Here is a 17,551-nt window from a genome sequence, read left to right as displayed (position 1 = left end):
CGTGCCATCTGTGCGTCGCTCAACCAGAAAAGATCAGACATGGTCACCACTCGTTTTCGAACGGTGAATCATGCACGCCAAACCAAATCAATGGGTCCTGACCCTAGATGATCACAAAGTAAGAAAACTGAACAAACAACTCACAAAGAATAGTAGCTCCATTGCTGGCCGCTACCCAAAGCTATTGAAGTCGTTGGCAGCAGAAGCTTGGTAGCAAGCAATAGGAGCGGACTGGGCTTACAACCCATCACCGCCAATCCCCAGACCCCAGCCCGGAACAAGGGCCGCAGGCCCGCCGGGCGAGCGCCTGACCGGCCCCACCGGGCAGGCGCTTTGGCAACGCCCGCGCAAACCTCGAAGGTCGTCCGGACGTGACATCCATAAACCGCACCCGCTCCACCGGCGCTGCGCCTCCCCGCCGGTCCGGCGCTCGCCCGGCTTCGCGCCCTGCTCTCACCGAAAACCCGTCCCGGGCCTGCCCCGGGACCTCGCTTCACCTCGCGCCGCCACAAACAAAAAAACGCGGCCCCAAGGGGACCGCGCCGCATCATACCAAAGCCGGTTGGCCTCAGACGAGTTCCAGGTTCACTGCGCTCTCGCGACCGTCACGGCCGGATTCGAGGTCGTAGGTGACTTTCTGGTTGTCGGCGAGGCCGGTCAGGCCCGAACGCTCAACGGCAGAGATGTGCACGAACACGTCTTTGCCGCCCGATTCGGGCTGAATGAAGCCGAAGCCTTTGGTGGAGTTGAACCATTTCACGGTGCCATTGGCCATCCGTCTATTCCTTGTATATATGCCGCTCGCAACATGCAGCGGCCCGGCGAAAGCGCGTCTTGATCGAGTGACTGCGTGCCGGTGAAGGTAGACAGATATCGAAGAGAAGGACTTAGCACCGTCTAAATCGCAGATCTTGGGCGCGCTGGCAAGGGTTTCCTGACATACCAGCGGCACGTCGCCCTTTTCAAAGGCCCGGTGCGCGTGACAAGCTGGCCCAACAGACCGGAAAACCGCCGGAGTTCCCCATGCCCCTGACCGCTTTTGACCACGTCAACCTGCGCACCGCGAATCTCGACGGCATGATCCGCTGGTACGGCGAGATCCTGGGCCTGCATCCCGGTCCGCGCCCGCCGTTCAACGTGGGCGGGGCCTGGCTCTACCTGGGCGACAGGCCCTATGTGCACCTTGTGGACATCCCGGGCCAGCCTGCGGCGATCCCGAACGCGGCGCTGGAACATTTCGCCTTTCGTGCCAACGGCATGGCGGGCTTTCTGGGCCGTCTGGACGACCGGAAGATCCCCTACAGCATCGACGAGGTGCCGGAGTTTCCCATCGTCCAGGTCAATTTCCGCGACCCGGACGGCAATCACATCCACGTCGATTTCGACAAGGCGGAACTGCCGTCCCAGGCCTGACGCGCGATCTAACTTTCGCCGCCGGCAACGGTCAGGCCCAGCATCCGCCAGCCCTGCATCCCCCAACGGTAATAGCTGATCTTTTCGGCGGGATAGCCTGCCTCGATCATGCGACGGATGGCCGTGGGCGACTGCCCACACCAGGGGCCGTTGCAGAACAGGACCACCTCGCGCACCGCGTCTGGCTCACAGACGAATCCCTCGAAGTCGATCTCGCACCCAAGTTCACCCAGACGGTCCGCCATCTCGGTGTAGGGGATCGAGACCGACCCGGGGATGGTACCCGTCTCCCAGTCGGGACGCACGCGGCTGTCGATCACCAAGACCTCCGGATCCTGCAGGGCGGCCAGAAGTTCCAGCTCACCCACTGTGGTGACCCCTTCGGCGGGGGCTATGGGTTGGATGCAGAAACTGGGGCAAGGTCGCGCGATGCGGGCGAAATCGCCCTCGATCACCGCATCCGTGTCCTGCACGCGGGAAATTGTGACCTCCCCGCCCGACGGCGTCGGCACGGTGACAGAGGCCATCCCGCGCGAGATGTTGACCTCTTCGGCGACGGCCGGCAGGGCCAGCGCCAAGGCGAATGTAGACGATACCAGGTGTTTCATGAACTCCTCCCAAGGCAACCATTGGAACCAGTCAAGAGCCTAACGCCCGCCCAGTGGCCCGTCAGTCGAAATCGAACAGGTCGTCCAGAAAGCCGCGGCGCTTCTTCTTGCGATAGCCTCCGGCATCTTCGTGGCGTGACGGCTCGGCCCGGCGCGCCGGCTGCGGGGCAATCTGTTCGGCGCTCCGGTCAATGATCTTGTCCAGCTCTCCACGGTCCAGCCAGACACCCCGGCACTTGGGGCAATAGTCGATCTCGACCCCGGCGCGGTCCGTGATGATCAGCTCGTTTCCGTCGATCGGGCATTTCATGGGCGCTCTCCTCTGCTGGCTGTTCCTATCCAGATAGGAGACGCGCAGCGGGATTTCACCGGGGCGACCTTGCGGATTTCCCGACCTGACGACGCCAAGACGAGACGATATTCAATCAAGATCACCGCCGCTGCGCGGGCGAGGGCCGCCCCAAGATACAATCGGCAGCACAGCAACAACAGGCCGGGAACATTCCGGTCACGGGAAAACCGCGCTATGATGCGGTATATCGTATAAGACAGGGATTTTTCATGACACGCTTCGGAATGATTTTCGCCTTTCTCCTGCCCGTCCTGCCCGCCGCCGTCGCGGCGCAGGATTACGACACGCGCACCCTGATGCAGCATCGGCAATGGCAGGTCGACGTGACGTACAGCCAGAGCAGCGGCAGCTACTGGTGCACCGCCGGGGTCGAGAACGGCAGCACGCAGAAATTCAACCTGGTCGCCTACCAGAACGAGGCTTTCGCCCTGTTCATCTTCGACCCGCGCTGGAACCTCGAGGCGCGCCCCGTCAGCTTTATCGTCGATGTCGACCGGAACCGCTGGAACATGGACGGCAGCGGAGAGGGCACGGGCATCGCGCTCAGCATGACCGACGCCGACAAAGCGGCCAAGTTCCTGGTCCAGCTCAAGCGCGGCAACTCTGTTGTTGTCTACAATGATCAACAAAAGCGCCAGGCGACCTTCTCGCTCAGCGGGTCGTCGCGCGCCATCGACGCGCTGTTTGAATGTTGGGACACGATCGTCGGATCAAAGGATCCATTCTGATCCCTTGGCAAGATGCCCGCATGGAAGGCGCCTCCCCTCTGGAAGGCGCCTGTTTTCATGTCCCTAACCGCGCACCCAGCCGACGATCTGACCGGCTGGCATGGCGCCTGACTGGCGTTTGCGTTCACGCCCCCCGGCAAAGCTCACCATCGTCGGGATGCCGCGGATGCCATGCTGGGACCCGGCCTGCGGGAACTCCTCGGTGTTCAGCTTGACCAATCGCGCCTCTCCGTTCAGCGCCGTGGCCGCCTTGCCAAATTCCGGGGCCATCATCCGGCACGGGCCGCACCAGGGCGCCCAGAAATCCACCACCAACGGCACCTCGTCGGTGCGGGCGGCCTTGGCCAGGGTCGCGGCGTCCACCTCGACCGCCTTGCTCGGCATCAGGGCGGCCCCACAGGTGCCGCATTTCGGCCCGGCGCCCAATTTCTCGGCCGGAACGCGGTTTACCTGGCCACAGTCGAGACAGGTCAGTTTCTTGCCCGCCATCGGGGTTCCTCCATTTCAAATTCGTATTTTTATATGTGTTCAGGCATTGTCCGCATCAAGCGTCCTCGTGCAAGAATCCGCACCCGAAAAAAGAGACAGTAAAGAGGGGCCGCCATGACCGAGACCAACCCGTTCCGCCCGCTGGATGCCGAGGCGCGCGCGCTGGCGCGGCGCCTGATTGACGAGGCCAGCTTTGCCGCGCTGGCCGTCACCCGGCCCGACACCGGCACGCCCTCTGTCACCCGGATTGCGCTGACCACCGATCCCGATGGCGTCCCGCTGTCGCTGGTCTCGACTCTTTCGGCCCATACCGCCGCACTGGCGAAAAACCCCGCCTGCGCCCTACTGGTCGGAGAGCCCGAGGACAGGGGCGATCCCCTGACCCACCCACGCCTGACCCTGCATGTGACCGCCGAACTGGTGGACCGGGACGCGCCCGAACAAGCCGCCCTGCGCGATCATTACCTCTCGCAACGGCCCAAGGCGAAGCTCTACATTGACTTCGGAGATTTCCACATGCTGCGCTTTCACGTGACGGACGCGCTGTTAAACGGTGGGTTCGGCAAGGCCTATCAGCTCTCTGCCAAGGATCTTGCCGCACCCGCGAAGTAGTCAGGTTAATACTCGCGCCTGCTATTCCAGCCCCTGCGCACCATGTTTTAGAAGAATCGGCACGATCAGGTCTTCCTCGTCGTCCAGGTGACGCAGCAAGAGCGCCTCGAACCCCGCGACATGGGACTGAAAGGTCCCGGCCTCGACCTTGCCCTGAAGGACGCCGTTCGCGGCATCGCTGAATTCCTGCAACAAACCGTCCATCGCGTGGTGATCCCGGTCGAGGATCTCGAACCCGCGCGCAAGCGAGGCCTCGCGGTCGATCAGCTTGGGGAAATAGTGCATGTCCTCGATCTGGTGGTGCCCGTGCAGCTGTTGCAGCAGCATGCTGCCATAACGGACCAGCCGCTGCTGCATCTGGCGCGGGTCCATGCTTCCGTCAGTGGCGGCCTCGGCATCCTGCCGCAGCGCCTCGCAGAGGCGCCGGAACATCACGTGCCGATCCAGCCAGAAAGCCACCAGCCCGCCAAAGTTGTCATGAGCTTCCCATGCCTCGCGCGGGTACTCTTCGCGCAAGGCATAGAGGGCGTCCGGCAGATGGGCGCGGAGGGTAAGGTCAATCTCGCTTGTCATGACCCGCAGATGGAAGCGGGCCGAGGCAAAGTCAACGCAGCACGTGCACAGCACATTGCGCGTGGCGCACAACCTTGGCCGCAGTGGATCCCAGCAGCAGGTCCTGCATACCCGGCCGATGCGAGGCGATGACGATCAGATCAGTGTCGTTGTCCGACGCCCAGTCCAGGATCGTGCGCCCGGAATGCCCCGACACCACCAGCCCGACGCCTCCCGGCACGGTTGCGGCCATGTCGTTCAATTCGTCTTCGACCGCCGTGCGCGCCTGCGCGGCATAGTCGGCGGGCAGATAGCTGGCGACATAGCCCGGCACCTGTTCCAGCACATGCAGGAAGGTGATCCGCGCCCCCTCTGCCGCAAGTCGCCGGGCCACCGAGGTTGCCGCGCCGATCCGCGTGTCGCTGTCCTCGTCAAAGGCGATCGGGACTAGGATGTTCTTGTACATGGTGACTGTCCTCCTGTTGGGGACCAGAGTGACGCCCCGGAGCGCCAATTTCCTTGATACAGGTCATGTGCCAAGCGGCGGACACCTCTCGGTCATAATCCCACCACAATCCCCTCATACAACCATAAGCCGGTGTCAGAACGCGCCGCAGACAGGGTCCTTTGCCGCTCCCAGAACGGGCAGGCAGGACCGAAGTGCCAAAGTTGGCGGAGCCCAGTGCGGCCCGCGAATCCAGTATGGCAAGGAGTTTGCGACGTGCGTTACCTGATCGCCGAAACCAGTTGGTCCCTCATTGCGCTTGCCAAGGAATTGACCAACACCGGGGTGTTGCTGACCCGGACGGACCGGCCCGAAGACATTCCACACTACCTGCGGATGACAGAGGCAGACCTGCTGATCCTCGACGCCGAGGAATTGGCCCTCACCGGGCTGTCCCTGCCTCACCTTCGGCGGAGCCACCCGGACCTGCCCATCGCGCTGATGGCGCGAGGCGCCTCTCACGCGCAGATCGTGCGCTGGCTGGAGGCCGGGGCCGATACCGTCCTGGACGCATCCGCCCCGCCCGAGGAGACCGTCATGATCCTCTCTGCCATCGCGCGCCGGGCACATGGACTGGCGCAACCGAGGCTGAGCTATGGCCCGCTGGCCGTCGACCTGTTGCGCCGCAAGGCCTATCTGCAGGAGTGCCCCGTCAAGCTGAGCCCGAAACTCTATGAATTGCTGGAATATATCGCGCTTAGACCGCGCCGGCTGGTCAGCCGCGCGGCACTGCTGGGCCATATCTATGGCCTCGAGGATGAACCGGACCCGCGGGTTTTCGACGTCTACGTCTGCAACCTGCGCGCCTGCCTCGAGGCCTCGGACGGCGCGGTGGACATCGAAACGGTCCGCGGGTCCGGCTATCGCTTTACCGCGGCCTGTCTCGACGAGGCCATCGCCGCCTGATCGCCGATCAATAAGTGGCGGCCACCTCGTAAAGCACCGGCTCGAAACTCCGGCAAAGCGCGTTCAGTTCCTTGTTGCGCGCGCGCATCTCGGATGACCGCAGCATGGCCAGAAAGTCGTCCCGGCTTTCCCACTGCGAGTAGTTGGCAATCCGGGTCTGGGCGTCGTTGACGTGCAGGCCCGCCGCGATGAACCCCTTCTGTTTCGAGATGAACTCGGCATAGGCGGCCTGCAGCGCGTCCAGCAGGTCCTGGCACTGGCCCGGGCTGGTCTCGAAGGTGGTGATGACGGTCTGGGCGTCAGAGGTCACGGAAATCTTGGGCATGGGCGCTCCTCCTTGTCGTCCGAGTGTGGCACGGATCGCAAGCGTGTCCAAACCCGCGCAATCACGCAAAGACAGGTTTTGCGCGGGGCGGATTGCCTTGACAGCAAAGGGCGCGGCGGGCGAAACAGTGGCAATCGCGCAAAAAAACAAGCGCCCAAGCGCAGCACGAGCAGGACAATAGGCCCATGAGCAGCACCCAGCGTATCGAGGAATCCATCCGCGATTCGATCATCTCGCGTCCCGACATCATCCTCGACGACAAGGACCTGATGCAGGCCCTGATCGCCGCGAACGAACGTGCGATGGGCGGCAATATCATCGACCTGCGCGGCATCGCGATGGAACGGCTCGAGGCGCGGCTTGACCGGCTCGAAGATACCCATCGCAGCGTGATCGCCGCGGCCTATGAAAACCTCGCCGGCACCAACCAGATTCACCGCGCCGTCCTGCGGATGCTGGACCCGGTGGAGTTTGAACCCTTCCTGCACGATCTCGGCGGCGAAGTGGCCCAGATCCTGCGTGTTGATCACATCCGCCTTGTCCTGGAAACCGCGCAGGAGGAGGACGACCCGGTGGTCCGCCGCCTGGGCGACGTGCTTTCAGTGGCGGAACCGGGATTCGTGGAGACCTATGTCGGCGAAGGCCGCGAGGCGCCGTTGCGCCAGGTGGTCCTGCGCCAGATCCAGCGCGGCAACGAGGCGATTTTTGGCGAGCGCGCCGAATGGATCCGCTCCGAGGCTTGCCTGCGGCTCGACTTTGGCCCGGGGCGTCTGCCCGGCCTGCTGGTCATGGGCTCCGAGGACCCGCACCAGTTCACGCCGCAACAGGGCACCGACCTGCTCGCCTTCTTCGGCGGCGTATTCGAGCGCGCGATGCGGAGATGGCTGGCCTGAGGCCGGCCATGAGCCTCGAAATCTCACCCGCCGCGCGTGACGCCCTGGCCAACTGGCTGGAGGCGCGCAAGGCACTGGACGGCGCGGCGGAAAACACCCTGAACGCCTACCGCGCGGATGTGCTGGATTTCATCGCCTTCCTGACCGCCCATCACGCGGAACCGCAGGGCTTGGCGCCCTTGTCCGCTGTCACCACCACCGACATGCGGTCCTGGATGGCGCATCTGCGGCGGCGCGAGGTTGGCGCACGGTCGGTCGCGCGCAAATTGTCGGCGGTCAAAAGCTTTTACCGCTGGCTGGCCCGCCGCGAAGGGTTCGAAGCCACCGCCGTGCTGTCGGCACGTGCCCCCAAGTTCCAGAAGAAACTGCCCCGTCCCCTGACCGAGGACGCCGCGCGTGCCATGATCGACACGGTCGAGATGCAAAGCACCGACAGCTGGCAGGGCGCGCGCGATGCCGCCGTGGTGACGCTGCTCTACGGTTGCGGCCTGCGGATTTCCGAGGCGCTGGGGCTGAAGGGGCGCGACCTGCCCCTGGGCAGCACACTGCGAATCCTCGGCAAAGGCGGCAAGGAGCGGCTGGTTCCGGTGCTGCCCGTGGCGGTCAAGGCGGTCGAAACCTACCTGGCGCTGTGCCCCTACCCCGTCGAACCCGATCAAGCGTTATTCCGTGGCGCCCGGGGCGGCCCGCTGAACCCGCGCATCGTCACCAAGGTCACTGAAAAGGCACGGATGCAACTGGGGTTGCCCGCCAGCGCGACACCCCACGCGATGCGCCACAGCTTTGCCACGCACCTGCTCGCCGCTGGCGGCGACCTGCGCGCGATCCAGGAACTGCTCGGCCATGCCTCTTTGTCGACGACCCAGGCCTATACCGCCGTCGACGAGGTGCACCTGATGAAGGTCTACGAGGCAACACACCCCAAGGCGTGACACGTGCACCGGCAAATGCTTTGGTGTGCGCGACACGATCAATCACATCCGGAGTCCCGCATGCAGCTTCTTCAATCTCCGGCCTCGCCCTTTGTCCGCAAGGTGCTGGTCACGCTTCACGAAACCGGGCAGCTGGACGATGTCGACATGGTGGACATCGCCACCACGCCCATTGCGCCCGACCCGGCGCTGATCTCGGCCAACCCGCTGGGAAAGATCCCGGCGCTGATGCGCTCCGACGGTCCCACGCTTTATGACAGCCGGGTGATCTGCCGGTTTCTGGATGCCCGGGCACAGACGGGTCTCTACCCGGACAGCCGGGTCTGGGACACGCTAACCCTGGAGGCGACGGGGGACGCGATCATGGAAGCGGCTGTCCTGATCGTCTACGAAGAACGCTTCCGCCCGGCGGAAAAGGTGTCGATGGACTGGATCGAGGGCCAATGGGCCAAGATCGCCCGAGCGTTGGACGCGCTTGGCACCCGCTGGATGAGCCATCTGCACGGTCGCGTGGACATGGGCCATATCGCGATCGGCTGCGCACTTGGCTACCTCGATTTCCGGCACGAGGCCCGGTCCTGGCGGACGGGCCGCGATACGCTGGCCGCCTGGTATGCGGAGTTTTCCCAGCGGCCGGCGATGATCGCCACCACGCCCAGCGGCTGATCATGAAAAAAGGGCGGACCCCGGTCCGCCCTTGCGTATACCCAAAGGCCGGGCCCGTGTCCCGGCACCTGACTTAGAAGTGCATCGAAAGCCCGACGTTCAGGGCATTGGTCTTGATGTCGGTCTTGAAGGTGCCACCCTTGTCGAAGGTGCCCTCGTTCACAGAGTAGGTGAACTGGTACTCGCCAAAGACAGAGAATCGGTCGTTGATCTGGTAGCTGGTGCCAGCCGTCAGGCGCATCGCCGGGCCCGTCACCTGAAAACCGTAGGTCCGCGATCCGCTGGCGTGATCCGCGTCAACATGCGGAAAGGCGATACCCAGACCGCCCCCGACATAGGGCGTGAACTGGCCCCACTGGTTCTTCCAGCGCCGCATCACGTTTGCGGTCAGCACGTTGTGCCCGTCCGTGAACTCCAGCTGGGAAAAGCCGAGCGCCTTGAGAGTACCGTCGTCGGCATAGGCCTTCGTATGGGTATATTCCAGGCCAAAGCCCAGCGACTCGCTCCGCCACCAGGTTGCCCGGGCGCCATAATAAGGAGGCATCACAAAGGGTTTGCCTTCCCAGCCGACAAGCTGGTCATAGCTGCCGCCCCCGTTGGGCAGGTCCCCTGAGATGCGGCTGTGAGGCAGGGTCTGCCAGCCGGTGTAGATCGACAGTTCCATCTCTGCCGCCGCCGGGGCCGCCAGACCGATCAGAATGCCGAGGGAAAGAATCAGTCGCCGCATCGTGCTGCCCCTAACTTTGCTCGCGGGCGAGATAATCACTGCACAAGGGTGGTTTCAACCGCGACAGATTCGCGCGAGCATGGAGTGTGAGCCTTTTGCATCCTTTACCCCTCACGGCCTCCCGGCTAGATACCGACCCTGAGCGGGGTCCGGAGTCTTTCGAGGCTCCGGAAACCATGGGTTTTACCGCGGGCCGACGGCCCCTACAGCAATGGAGCGAACCTCGTGTCCCACGCAGAAGACCACGAAGGCACCCGAAGGGATTTCCTCTACTACGCCGCCGCCGGCGCCGGGGTCGTTACGACCGGCGCTGCCGTCTGGCCGATGGTCAACCAGATGAACCCCTCGGCGGACGTGCGTGCCCTGTCCACGATCCGGGTTGACGTCTCGGGCGTCGCGCCCGGCACGCAGCTTACGGTCAAGTGGCTGGGCAAGCCGGTCTTCATCCGTCACCGGACCGAGGAGGAGATCGCCGAGGCCAAGGCCCAGGACGCCGCGATCGCCGACGGCTCGGCCCCGGCGCTTGTCGATCCGCTGGCCAACAACGAGAACATCGATGCGGGCGCCCCGGCCACCGACGCCAACCGGACCATGCCTTCGCCCGAAGGCGAAGCGGCAGAATCCTGGGTCGTCCAGATGGGCGTCTGCACCCACCTCGGCTGTGTGCCTCTGGGCAACGCCGGTGAATTCGGCGGTTGGTTCTGCCCCTGCCACGGATCGCACTACGACATGGCGGGCCGAATCCGCAAAGGACCGGCACCGCGTAACCTTCCGATCCCCCCGGCCTCTTGGGTCGAAGACGGCACAATCCTGCTGGGTTAAGGAGCACAAGACATGGCTGGAATCCCGCACGACCATTACGAGCCCAAGACCGGCGGAGAAAAGTGGCTGCATAGCCGCCTTCCGATCCTCGGTCTGCTCTACGACACGATCATGATCCCCACCCCCAAGAACCTGAACTGGATGTGGGTCTGGGGCATCATCCTGACGTTCTGCCTCGTTCTGCAGATCGCCACCGGGGTTGTCCTGGTGATGCACTACACGCCGCATGTCGACCTGGCGTTTGCCTCGATCGAACACATCATGCGCAACGTGAACGGCGGTCACTTCATCCGCTACCTGCACATGAACGGCGCTTCGCTGTTCTTTGTTGCCGTCTACGCGCACATCTTCCGCGGCCTCTACTATGGTTCGTACAAGGCCCCGCGAGAGGTGACATGGATCATCGGCATGCTGATCTACCTCTGCATGATGGGCACCGCCTTCATGGGCTACGTTCTGCCCTGGGGTCAGATGTCCTTCTGGGGTGCGACGGTTATCACCGGCCTCTTCGGCGCCATCCCCTTCATCGGTGAGCCGATCCAGACCTGGCTGCTGGGCGGACCGGCGGTGGACAACGCCACGCTGAACCGCTTCTTCTCGCTGCACTACCTGCTGCCGATGGTCATCGCGGCGCTGGTCGCGCTGCACATCTGGGCCTTCCACACCACCGGCAACAACAACCCGACGGGTGTCGAGGTGCGTCGCGGATCCAAGGCCGAGGCCGAGAAGGACACCGTTCCGTTCTGGCCCTACTACGTGATCAAGGACCTGCTGGCGCTGGCCGTGATCCTGGCCATCTTCTTTGCCATCGTCGGCTTCATGCCGAACTATCTGGGCCACCCGGACAACTACATCGAGGCGAACCCGCTGGCGACGCCCGCGCACATCGTCCCGGAATGGTACTTCCTGCCCTTCTACGCGATCCTGCGGGCCTTCACCTCGGACGTCTGGCTGGTGCAGCTGGCTTCCTTTGTGACCGGCGGCATCATCGACGCAAAGTTCTTTGGCGTGCTGGCGATGTTCGGCGCGATCATCGTGATGGCTCTGGCGCCCTGGCTCGACACTTCCTCGGTGAGGTCCGGTCGGTATCGCCCGATGTTCAAGTGGTGGTTCTGGCTGCTGGTCATCGACTTCTTCGCGCTGATGTGGCTGGGTGCCATGCCCGCGGAAGAGCCCTATGCCAGCTTCTCGCTGATCGCCTCGGCCTACTGGTTCGCCTACTTCCTGGTGATCCTGCCGCTCTTGGGTGTCATCGAAAAGCCGCTGGCCCAGCCCGACACCATCGAGGCCGACTTCGACGCGCACTACCCGCCGAAGGATGAGGCCAAGGGCGCAGGCGCTGCGACCCCGGCGGAATAAGACAAGAAGGACCGTAAGAGATGTTCAAGAAACTCACCCTCGCGGCCCTCGTGGCCTTCGGTCTGGCCGGTGGCGCTCATGCCGCCGGCGGCGAGGCCCACGTCGAGGACTTCAAGTTCTCGTTCGAAGGACCCTTCGGCACCTGGGACCAGAACCAGCTGCAGCGCGGTCTCAAGGTCTACACCGAGATCTGCTCGGCCTGCCACGGCCTGCAGTATGTCCCGCTGCGTGACCTCGAACAGCTGGGCTACAGCGAAGAGCAGGTCATCGCCTATGCCGCCAACTTCGAGGTCTTCGACCCCGAGCTTGACGACTATCGTCCGGCCAAGCCGACCGACCACTTCCCGGCCAACACCTCGGCCGGGGCACCGGACCTGTCGCTGATGGCCAAGGCGCGCGCCGGGTTCCACGGCCCCTACGGTCTGGGCATCAACCAGATGTTCAAGGGCATGGGTGGCGCCGAATACATCGCCTCGCTGCTCACCGGCTACACCGGCGAGGAGAAGAGCGAAGCAGGCGCGATCCTCTATGAAAACCACGCCTTCCCGGGTGGCTGGATCTCGATGGCGCCGCCGCTTTACGGCGAAGACACCGAGTTCGACGATGGTCACGCCAACTCGCTGCACCACATCGCACAGGACGTGTCCGCGTTCCTGATGTGGACCGCGGAACCCAAGATGATGCAGCGCCAGCAGGCGGGCTTTGTCGGCGTGTTCTTCCTGGTGGTGCTCTCGGTGCTGCTCTACCTGGTGAACAAGCGCCTCTGGGCCCCGATCAAGCGCAAGCCGACTGTCTGATCCGGACCAGCCGAACATGACAAAGCCCCGCCGATCCGGCGGGGCTTTTTTCTTGTGGCGAGGGATCGCGTAGGGCGGGGTTTACCCCGCCACCCCGATGTAATCGCGAAAGGCCTGCGGGGGATCGGCAAAGAAGGCATCCGACGCCACGGGCGCCTGTGCCCGCCCCTCCGCCACCAGCACGACCTCATGGGCAAAGCCCTCTGCGTCGCGCGGATCATGCGTGACCATCACCACCAGCGCCGCCAGGCTATCGGCGACCTCACACACAAGGTCCAGCATCTCGCGTTTCAGCGCGGGTCCCAGGGCGGCAAAGGGTTCGTCCAGCAAGATCACCGGACGCGCCATCAGCAGCACCCGGGCCAGCGCCGCGCGGCCCTGCTGACCGCCCGACAGGGTGCCCGGCTTGCGTCCGGCCATCCCGTCCAGCCCCACGCGCCGCAGTGCGCCCTCGATCCGCGCACGCGCCTCGGCATCCGGGCGGCGCCCGTCGGGATGCAGGGCAAGGCCCAGGTTCCTTTCCAGCGTCAGGTGCGGGAACAGGTTGCTGTCCTGGAACAGGATCGACACGGGTCGCGCCTGTGGCGGCACATGGGTCAGGTCGCGCCCCTGCCAGGTCACGCGCCCGCCTGCTGCCTCCCGGAAACCGGCGATGGCGTCCAGCAGCGTGGACTTGCCCGCGCCAGAGGGCCCGACCAGCGCCACGCGGCGTCCCGGAACCAGCGCCATGTTCGCCCGCAGCATGCCGCTGTCCATCGTCACTTTCAGGTCTTCAAGTTTCAGCACCCAGGCGCCCTCCCCGGTCGAACAGCCAGAACAAGCCCAGGCTGGTAAACAACAACAGCAGCGCCGCGCCGGCCGCTGCCTCCATCTGGTAGGATCCCATCAAGCGATAGACCTGCAGCGGTAGGGTCGCCCGGTCCGGATCGGCAAAAAGCGCGATCACGCCCAGGTCTCCCATCGCCAACGCCGCCGTCAGCCCGGCGGCAAAGCCCATCGGACGCCGCAACCGGGGCAGCCAGACCAGCCGCAGCCAGGCCAGGGACGTCATCCGCAGGCTCGCCCGCAGGCGGCCATAGTCGCGCGTGACCGCCTCTGCCTCGGGCCGCAGGATACGCAGGGCAAAGGGCAACGCCATCAGCGCATTGACCAGACCCGTAACAGGCAATGCCATGTCGAACGGATTGACGAAATTGCGCAGGATCAGGAACAACCCCGTCCCCAGAACCAGCGGTGAAATCGCGATGGCGGGCAGGGCCAGCAACTCGCCCCGCCGGGTGGACAATGGCAGGGCCCAGGCCATGCAAAGCGCCGTCGAGCCCAGCGCAACCATCAGCGAATGCCCCGCCGCCCGCAGCGTGTCCGGCGTGATCAGAAAAAGCCCCGGCAGACCGCGCAGGACAACCGCCGCCAAGGGCACCAACAGGAACAGCGCCGCCGCGACGATCCATGCGGCATCCCAGCCGCGCGCCAGGGCGCCCTGCCCGTCCCAGCGCGACAGGATACGGTCACGCCCGGCGCCGAACCCGGCCTGCCCCGCGACACGCAGCGCCACCAGTCCCGCCGCCAGCGCCAGAACCAGCTGCATCACCGCCAGCGCCGCCGCGCGGCCAAGATCGAAATCGAACCGCATCGCCTGGTAGATCGCCAGTTCCACCGTTGTCGCCCGTGGCCCGCCCCCAAGCGTCAGCGCAACCGCAAAGCTGGTCAGGCAGATCACGAAGATCACCGTAAAAGCCCCCGGCAACACGCGCAGGATCAGCGGCGCGTCGATGACCCGCCATTGCGCGCGAGGCGACAAGCCGAGCGACGCCGCCAGCCGGAAATGCTCGGCCGGGACCGCCGCCCAGGCCGAAAACAGCATCCTCACCGCCAGCGGCAGGTTGAAGAAGACATGCGCCAGAACAACCCCGTGCAGCCCGTAGATATCAAGGTTCGGGCCCCCCAGCGCGCCCAGCAGCCTGTTCACCAGCCCAGCCTGACCGAAAACAGCGATCAACCCCATGACAGCCACGATGACCGGCAGGATGAACGGCGCCCCCAGCAGCGTCACCAGCAGCCCGCGCCCAGCAAAGCGCCGCCGTGCCAGGGCCTTGGCCACAGGCACCGCCAGGACAACGCTGACGCTGGCCGACAGAAAGGCTTGCCACAGGGTGAACCGCAGTGCCTGCCAGTCGCCAGGGCCAAGGGCGCCAAAGCCCCCGGCACGGGCCAGGACCACGCCCACCGGCCCCAGCGTCAATGCCGCCAGGGCCAGGGCTGCAGTTATTGCGAGAGCGCGCGGCGCCATGCCTCGATCGCCTCGCCGCGCAGGTCTGCCGCCTCATCCTCGGAGTAGAAAAGCACCTTTTCCGGCAGGTCGAGCTTTTGGAAACCCTCCGGCCACTTGGCGCTGTCCAGCGCGGCGGGGATCGACCAGTTGCCCGTGGCGATCATGCTCTGGAAATCTTCGCTCAGGATGAATTCCATGAACTCGCCGGCCAGTTCAGGTTGGTCGCTGGTGGCCAATCGGGCCGCCAGTTCGACCATGAAATAATGCCCCTCGGGGAAGATCGCGGCCTTCTTGGTCTCATCCTCTTCGGCGATGATGTGATAGGCGGGCGAGGTCGTGTAGCTCAGCACCATATCGGCCTCGCCATCGGTAAAGAGGCCGTAGGATTCGGACCAACCCTTGGTCACGGTGACGATCTTGGGCGCCAGCTTCTCCCAGGCGTCCTGCGCCTTGTCGCCGTAAACGGACTGTACCCAGAGCACCAGCGCCAGCCCCGAGATCGAGGTGCGCGGATCCTGGATCACCAGCCGCAGATCGTCGGGCGCCTCCAGCAGCGCATCGAAACTGGCCGGCGGCGCATCCACGCGGGTGCTGTCGTAGACAAAGGCAGTGTGCCCGTAGTTGAAGGGCAGGAACACCTCGTCCGTCCAGTCGATCGGCAGGGTCAGCGGCGACAGGTCGACACCATGTTCGGCAAAAAGCCCCGAGTCGCGGGCCTTTTTCGTCACATCGGTGTTCAGGCCGATCACGACGTCGGCCTCGGTCCGGTCCCCTTCCAGCAGGATACGGGGCAGAAGGTCGCCGGGTTTGAATTGCAGGTCGCAGTCGCAGCGCGCCTCGAACAGTTCCTCGATCCGCGGACCGGGCCCCCATTCAGAGACGAAATAATCGGGCGCATAGACCGTCAGGACAGGCGTTTCGGCCATTGCGAGGCCGGCGCTGAGACATCCCGCGGCAACAGTGAAGGCAAGTGACTTCATTGAGTCCTCCAATATTGCGGCGCGAGGGCAAGATTGGAGTCCCGTGTCCGGGCCCATACCTTCCCTCCGCCGGTGTTAACCGGTTCAGGTTCAACGGGTTGATCCGACATACGGAAATCTCAGACGGTTCATGCACCGCCACCCCGAGGTAGGGCGGACCCTAGTCGCGACGCAACGGAACATCAAGAAAAACCGTGATATTTTCAACGTATTATGGTAAGTATTAATCATCCCGAAAATTCAGGAGAAAGGAGGCGCCTTTGGGAAAACGCGTTTGATCATTCTATGTCTCGAGCTGGGGCTTATCTGGCTCATCTATCTTTGTTTCGGCTGGATCGCGGCCTTTGAAATACCGCTCTGGCTTTCCACCTTCATCGTTATTGCCGTAGATCGCGCGACGGATGCCGTGGGTGAATTCGCCCAGAGACGGCGCGACGGGCTCGAATAGTCTTGGCTTTGCGCCCCGGCTTGCGTATCCCGCGCGGAAACGAAGGGGACGCAGCCATGAGCCTGAACACATTCGGACATCTCTTCCGTGTGACCACCTGGGGCGAAAGCCACGGGCCGGCTCTGGGAGCCACGGTCGATGGCTGCCCGCCGGGGATCGAGATCGACGAGGCCCAGCTGCAGCACTGGCTGGACAGGCGCAAGCCGGGGCAAAACAAGTTCACGACCCAGCGGCGCGAGCCTGATGCGGTTCGGATCCTCTCCGGCGTGTTCGAAGGGCGGACCACTGGCACCTCGGTGCAGCTGATGATCGAGAACACCGACCAGCGGTCCAAGGACTATTCCGAGATCGCGCAGAAGTTCCGCCCCGGACACGCCGACATCACCTATTTCCAGAAATACGGGTTGCGCGACTATCGTGGCGGCGGGCGATCCTCGGCGCGGGAAACCGCGGCACGGGTGGCCGCCGGCGGGCTGGCCCGTGCTGCGCTGACGACGCTGCTGCCGGGGATCGAGATCCGCGGCTACATGGTGCAGATGGGCAACCATGGCGTGGACCGGGCACGGTTCGAGGATGCCCAGATCGATGCCAACCCCTTCTGGTGCCCGGACCCGCAGGCGGCAGAAGACTGGGCAGATTATCTGAGTGGACTGCGCAAATCGGGCGAAAGCGTGGGCGCGATCATCGAGGTCGTCGCCCGCAACGCGCCAGCCGGCCTGGGCGCCCCTGTCTACGGCAAGCTGGATACCGACCTGGCCGCGGCGATGATGTCGATCAACGCCGTCAAGGGGGTCGAGATCGGCGAAGGCATGGCCTCGGCCGCGCTGACCGGCAGCCAGAATGCCGACGAGATCTTCATGGGCGAGACCGGCCCGGTCTACAGTTCCAACCACGCGGGTGGCATCCTGGGCGGGATTTCGACCGGACAGGAAATCGTCGTGCGTTTCGCGGTCAAGCCGACCTCATCCATCCTGACCCCGCGCAAGACCATCACCCTGAGCGGCGAAGAGACCGAGATCGTCACCAAGGGGCGCCACGATCCCTGCGTGGGCATCCGCGCCGTCCCGGTGGGCGAAGCGATGATGGCCTGTGTCCTGCTCGATCACCTGCTGCTGCATCGCGGTCAGGTCGGCGACGCGGGCGGACGCATCGGGGGCTGAGGAGG

The 17,551-nt window shown here is 64.4% G+C and carries 23 protein-coding genes and 1 riboswitch; of the genes, 12 read left to right on the top strand and 11 right to left on the bottom strand.

The annotated features are described in order from the left end of the window. Window positions 1-568 precede the first annotated feature (568 nt). Window positions 569-775 (bottom strand): cold-shock protein, encoded by a 207-nt coding sequence (locus KZZ07_RS19370; RefSeq protein ID WP_219516535.1) that lies wholly within the window; start codon window positions 773-775, stop codon window positions 569-571. Window positions 776-1,023: 248 nt separating this feature from the next. Between KZZ07_RS19370 and KZZ07_RS19365 the strand changes: the two genes are divergently transcribed. Beyond that, window positions 1,024-1,413 (top strand): VOC family protein, encoded by a 390-nt coding sequence (locus KZZ07_RS19365; RefSeq protein ID WP_219516534.1) that lies wholly within the window; start codon window positions 1,024-1,026, stop codon window positions 1,411-1,413. Between the two features lie 8 nt (window positions 1,414-1,421). Here KZZ07_RS19365 and KZZ07_RS19360 read toward each other — a convergent pair whose 3' ends face one another. Together KZZ07_RS19360 and KZZ07_RS19355 are read right to left on the bottom strand one after the other, a co-directional pair. Beyond that, entirely contained in the window at window positions 1,422-2,021 is a 600-nt protein-coding gene (locus tag KZZ07_RS19360) for a rhodanese-like domain-containing protein (RefSeq protein ID WP_219516533.1), read from the bottom strand. Window positions 2,022-2,082: 61 nt separating this feature from the next. Further along, window positions 2,083-2,331, bottom strand: coding sequence for a TFIIB-type zinc ribbon-containing protein (locus KZZ07_RS19355; protein WP_219516532.1), 249 nt, complete (start codon window positions 2,329-2,331; stop codon window positions 2,083-2,085). A 251-nt stretch (window positions 2,332-2,582) separates the two neighbouring features. Between KZZ07_RS19355 and KZZ07_RS19350 the strand changes: the two genes are divergently transcribed. Next, window positions 2,583-3,101, top strand: a complete 519-nt coding sequence (locus tag KZZ07_RS19350) for a hypothetical protein (protein ID WP_219516530.1) — start codon at window positions 2,583-2,585, stop codon at window positions 3,099-3,101. A gap of 63 nt (window positions 3,102-3,164) precedes the next feature. On the opposite strand, the gene KZZ07_RS19345 is transcribed toward KZZ07_RS19350, so the two are convergent. Further along, window positions 3,165-3,590 carry a thioredoxin family protein gene (locus KZZ07_RS19345; RefSeq protein ID WP_219516529.1) on the bottom strand — a complete coding sequence of 142 codons (426 nt, stop codon included), beginning with the start codon at window positions 3,588-3,590 and terminating at the stop codon, window positions 3,165-3,167. A 114-nt stretch (window positions 3,591-3,704) separates the two neighbouring features. Between KZZ07_RS19345 and KZZ07_RS19340 the strand changes: the two genes are divergently transcribed. After that, window positions 3,705-4,202, top strand: coding sequence for a HugZ family pyridoxamine 5'-phosphate oxidase (locus KZZ07_RS19340; protein WP_219516528.1), 498 nt, complete (start codon window positions 3,705-3,707; stop codon window positions 4,200-4,202). 21 nt (window positions 4,203-4,223) lie between these two features. Here the strand turns inward: KZZ07_RS19340 and KZZ07_RS19335 are convergent, their stop codons facing one another. Next, window positions 4,224-4,775 (bottom strand): hemerythrin domain-containing protein, encoded by a 552-nt coding sequence (locus KZZ07_RS19335; protein WP_219516527.1) that lies wholly within the window; start codon window positions 4,773-4,775, stop codon window positions 4,224-4,226. A gap of 31 nt (window positions 4,776-4,806) precedes the next feature. Further along, window positions 4,807-5,220, bottom strand: a complete 414-nt coding sequence (locus KZZ07_RS19330) for a universal stress protein (RefSeq protein WP_219516526.1) — start codon at window positions 5,218-5,220, stop codon at window positions 4,807-4,809. A 255-nt stretch (window positions 5,221-5,475) separates the two neighbouring features. On the opposite strand from KZZ07_RS19330, the gene KZZ07_RS19325 reads away from it, so the two are divergent. Continuing rightward, window positions 5,476-6,165, top strand: coding sequence for a winged helix-turn-helix transcriptional regulator (locus KZZ07_RS19325; RefSeq protein ID WP_219516525.1), 690 nt, complete (start codon window positions 5,476-5,478; stop codon window positions 6,163-6,165). A gap of 7 nt (window positions 6,166-6,172) precedes the next feature. Here the strand turns inward: KZZ07_RS19325 and KZZ07_RS19320 are convergent, their stop codons facing one another. Next, on the bottom strand, window positions 6,173-6,490 hold the full coding sequence (locus tag KZZ07_RS19320; RefSeq protein ID WP_219516524.1) for an antibiotic biosynthesis monooxygenase family protein: 318 nt from the start codon (window positions 6,488-6,490) through the stop codon (window positions 6,173-6,175). A gap of 185 nt (window positions 6,491-6,675) precedes the next feature. Here KZZ07_RS19320 and KZZ07_RS19315 point away from each other — a divergent pair, with 185 nt between their 5' ends. Genes KZZ07_RS19315 through KZZ07_RS19305 form a run of 3 tightly spaced genes read left to right on the top strand, consistent with a single transcriptional unit; the run spans window position 6,676 to window position 8,981 of the window. Continuing rightward, on the top strand, window positions 6,676-7,383 hold the full coding sequence (locus tag KZZ07_RS19315) for a DUF484 family protein (RefSeq protein WP_219516523.1): 708 nt from the start codon (window positions 6,676-6,678) through the stop codon (window positions 7,381-7,383). Window positions 7,384-7,391: 8 nt separating this feature from the next. Next, a complete protein-coding gene (locus KZZ07_RS19310) occupies window positions 7,392-8,315 on the top strand; it encodes a tyrosine recombinase XerC (protein ID WP_219516521.1) in 924 nt (307 codons plus the stop codon). A gap of 60 nt (window positions 8,316-8,375) precedes the next feature. Further along, window positions 8,376-8,981: a glutathione S-transferase gene (locus KZZ07_RS19305; RefSeq protein WP_219516520.1), complete on the top strand. Its 606-nt coding sequence runs from the start codon at window positions 8,376-8,378 to the stop codon at window positions 8,979-8,981. Between the two features lie 73 nt (window positions 8,982-9,054). Here the strand turns inward: KZZ07_RS19305 and KZZ07_RS19300 are convergent, their stop codons facing one another. Beyond that, window positions 9,055-9,708, bottom strand: coding sequence for an outer membrane protein (locus tag KZZ07_RS19300; protein WP_219516519.1), 654 nt, complete (start codon window positions 9,706-9,708; stop codon window positions 9,055-9,057). 225 nt (window positions 9,709-9,933) lie between these two features. On the opposite strand from KZZ07_RS19300, the gene petA reads away from it, so the two are divergent. From petA to KZZ07_RS19285, 3 genes are read left to right on the top strand one after another with little or no spacing between them, the layout of a single operon-like run. Continuing rightward, the gene (gene petA / locus KZZ07_RS19295; protein ID WP_219516518.1) at window positions 9,934-10,530 is read left to right on the top strand and encodes a ubiquinol-cytochrome c reductase iron-sulfur subunit; all 597 of its coding nucleotides are present in this window, start codon (window positions 9,934-9,936) and stop codon (window positions 10,528-10,530) included. Window positions 10,531-10,542: 12 nt separating this feature from the next. Beyond that, a complete protein-coding gene (gene petB, locus KZZ07_RS19290; RefSeq protein WP_219516517.1) occupies window positions 10,543-11,889 on the top strand; it encodes a cytochrome b in 1,347 nt (448 codons plus the stop codon). A 20-nt stretch (window positions 11,890-11,909) separates the two neighbouring features. Beyond that, window positions 11,910-12,686 carry a cytochrome c1 gene (locus KZZ07_RS19285; protein ID WP_219516516.1) on the top strand — a complete coding sequence of 259 codons (777 nt, stop codon included), beginning with the start codon at window positions 11,910-11,912 and terminating at the stop codon, window positions 12,684-12,686. Window positions 12,687-12,767: 81 nt separating this feature from the next. On the opposite strand, the gene KZZ07_RS19280 is transcribed toward KZZ07_RS19285, so the two are convergent. The 3 genes from KZZ07_RS19280 to thiB are packed head-to-tail and all read right to left on the bottom strand — an operon-like array spanning window position 12,768 to window position 15,938. Then, window positions 12,768-13,472: a thiamine ABC transporter ATP-binding protein gene (locus KZZ07_RS19280; protein ID WP_370631207.1), complete on the bottom strand. Its 705-nt coding sequence runs from the start codon at window positions 13,470-13,472 to the stop codon at window positions 12,768-12,770. Then, entirely contained in the window at window positions 13,459-14,976 is a 1,518-nt protein-coding gene (locus tag KZZ07_RS19275) for a thiamine/thiamine pyrophosphate ABC transporter permease ThiP (protein WP_219516515.1), read from the bottom strand. The genes KZZ07_RS19280 and KZZ07_RS19275 overlap by 14 nt, the downstream gene beginning before the upstream one ends. After that, window positions 14,952-15,938: a thiamine ABC transporter substrate binding subunit gene (gene thiB / locus KZZ07_RS19270; RefSeq protein WP_219516514.1), complete on the bottom strand. Its 987-nt coding sequence runs from the start codon at window positions 15,936-15,938 to the stop codon at window positions 14,952-14,954. Before thiB ends, KZZ07_RS19275 begins: the two co-directional genes overlap by 25 nt. A 44-nt stretch (window positions 15,939-15,982) precedes the next feature. Next, window positions 15,983-16,094: riboswitch (TPP riboswitch) on the bottom strand. 118 nt (window positions 16,095-16,212) lie between these two features. On the opposite strand from thiB, the gene KZZ07_RS19265 reads away from it, so the two are divergent. Together KZZ07_RS19265 and aroC are read left to right on the top strand one after the other, a co-directional pair. Continuing rightward, window positions 16,213-16,386 (top strand): hypothetical protein, encoded by a 174-nt coding sequence (locus KZZ07_RS19265; protein WP_219516513.1) that lies wholly within the window; start codon window positions 16,213-16,215, stop codon window positions 16,384-16,386. 56 nt (window positions 16,387-16,442) lie between these two features. Beyond that, on the top strand, window positions 16,443-17,546 hold the full coding sequence (aroC, locus tag KZZ07_RS19260; RefSeq protein ID WP_219516511.1) for a chorismate synthase: 1,104 nt from the start codon (window positions 16,443-16,445) through the stop codon (window positions 17,544-17,546). Window positions 17,547-17,551 lie beyond the last annotated feature (5 nt).

Source organism: Mameliella sp. CS4, from assembly GCF_019392335.1.
GTDB lineage: Bacteria > Pseudomonadota > Alphaproteobacteria > Rhodobacterales > Rhodobacteraceae > Antarctobacter.
This window is presented reverse-complemented; position numbering and strand designations above follow the sequence as displayed.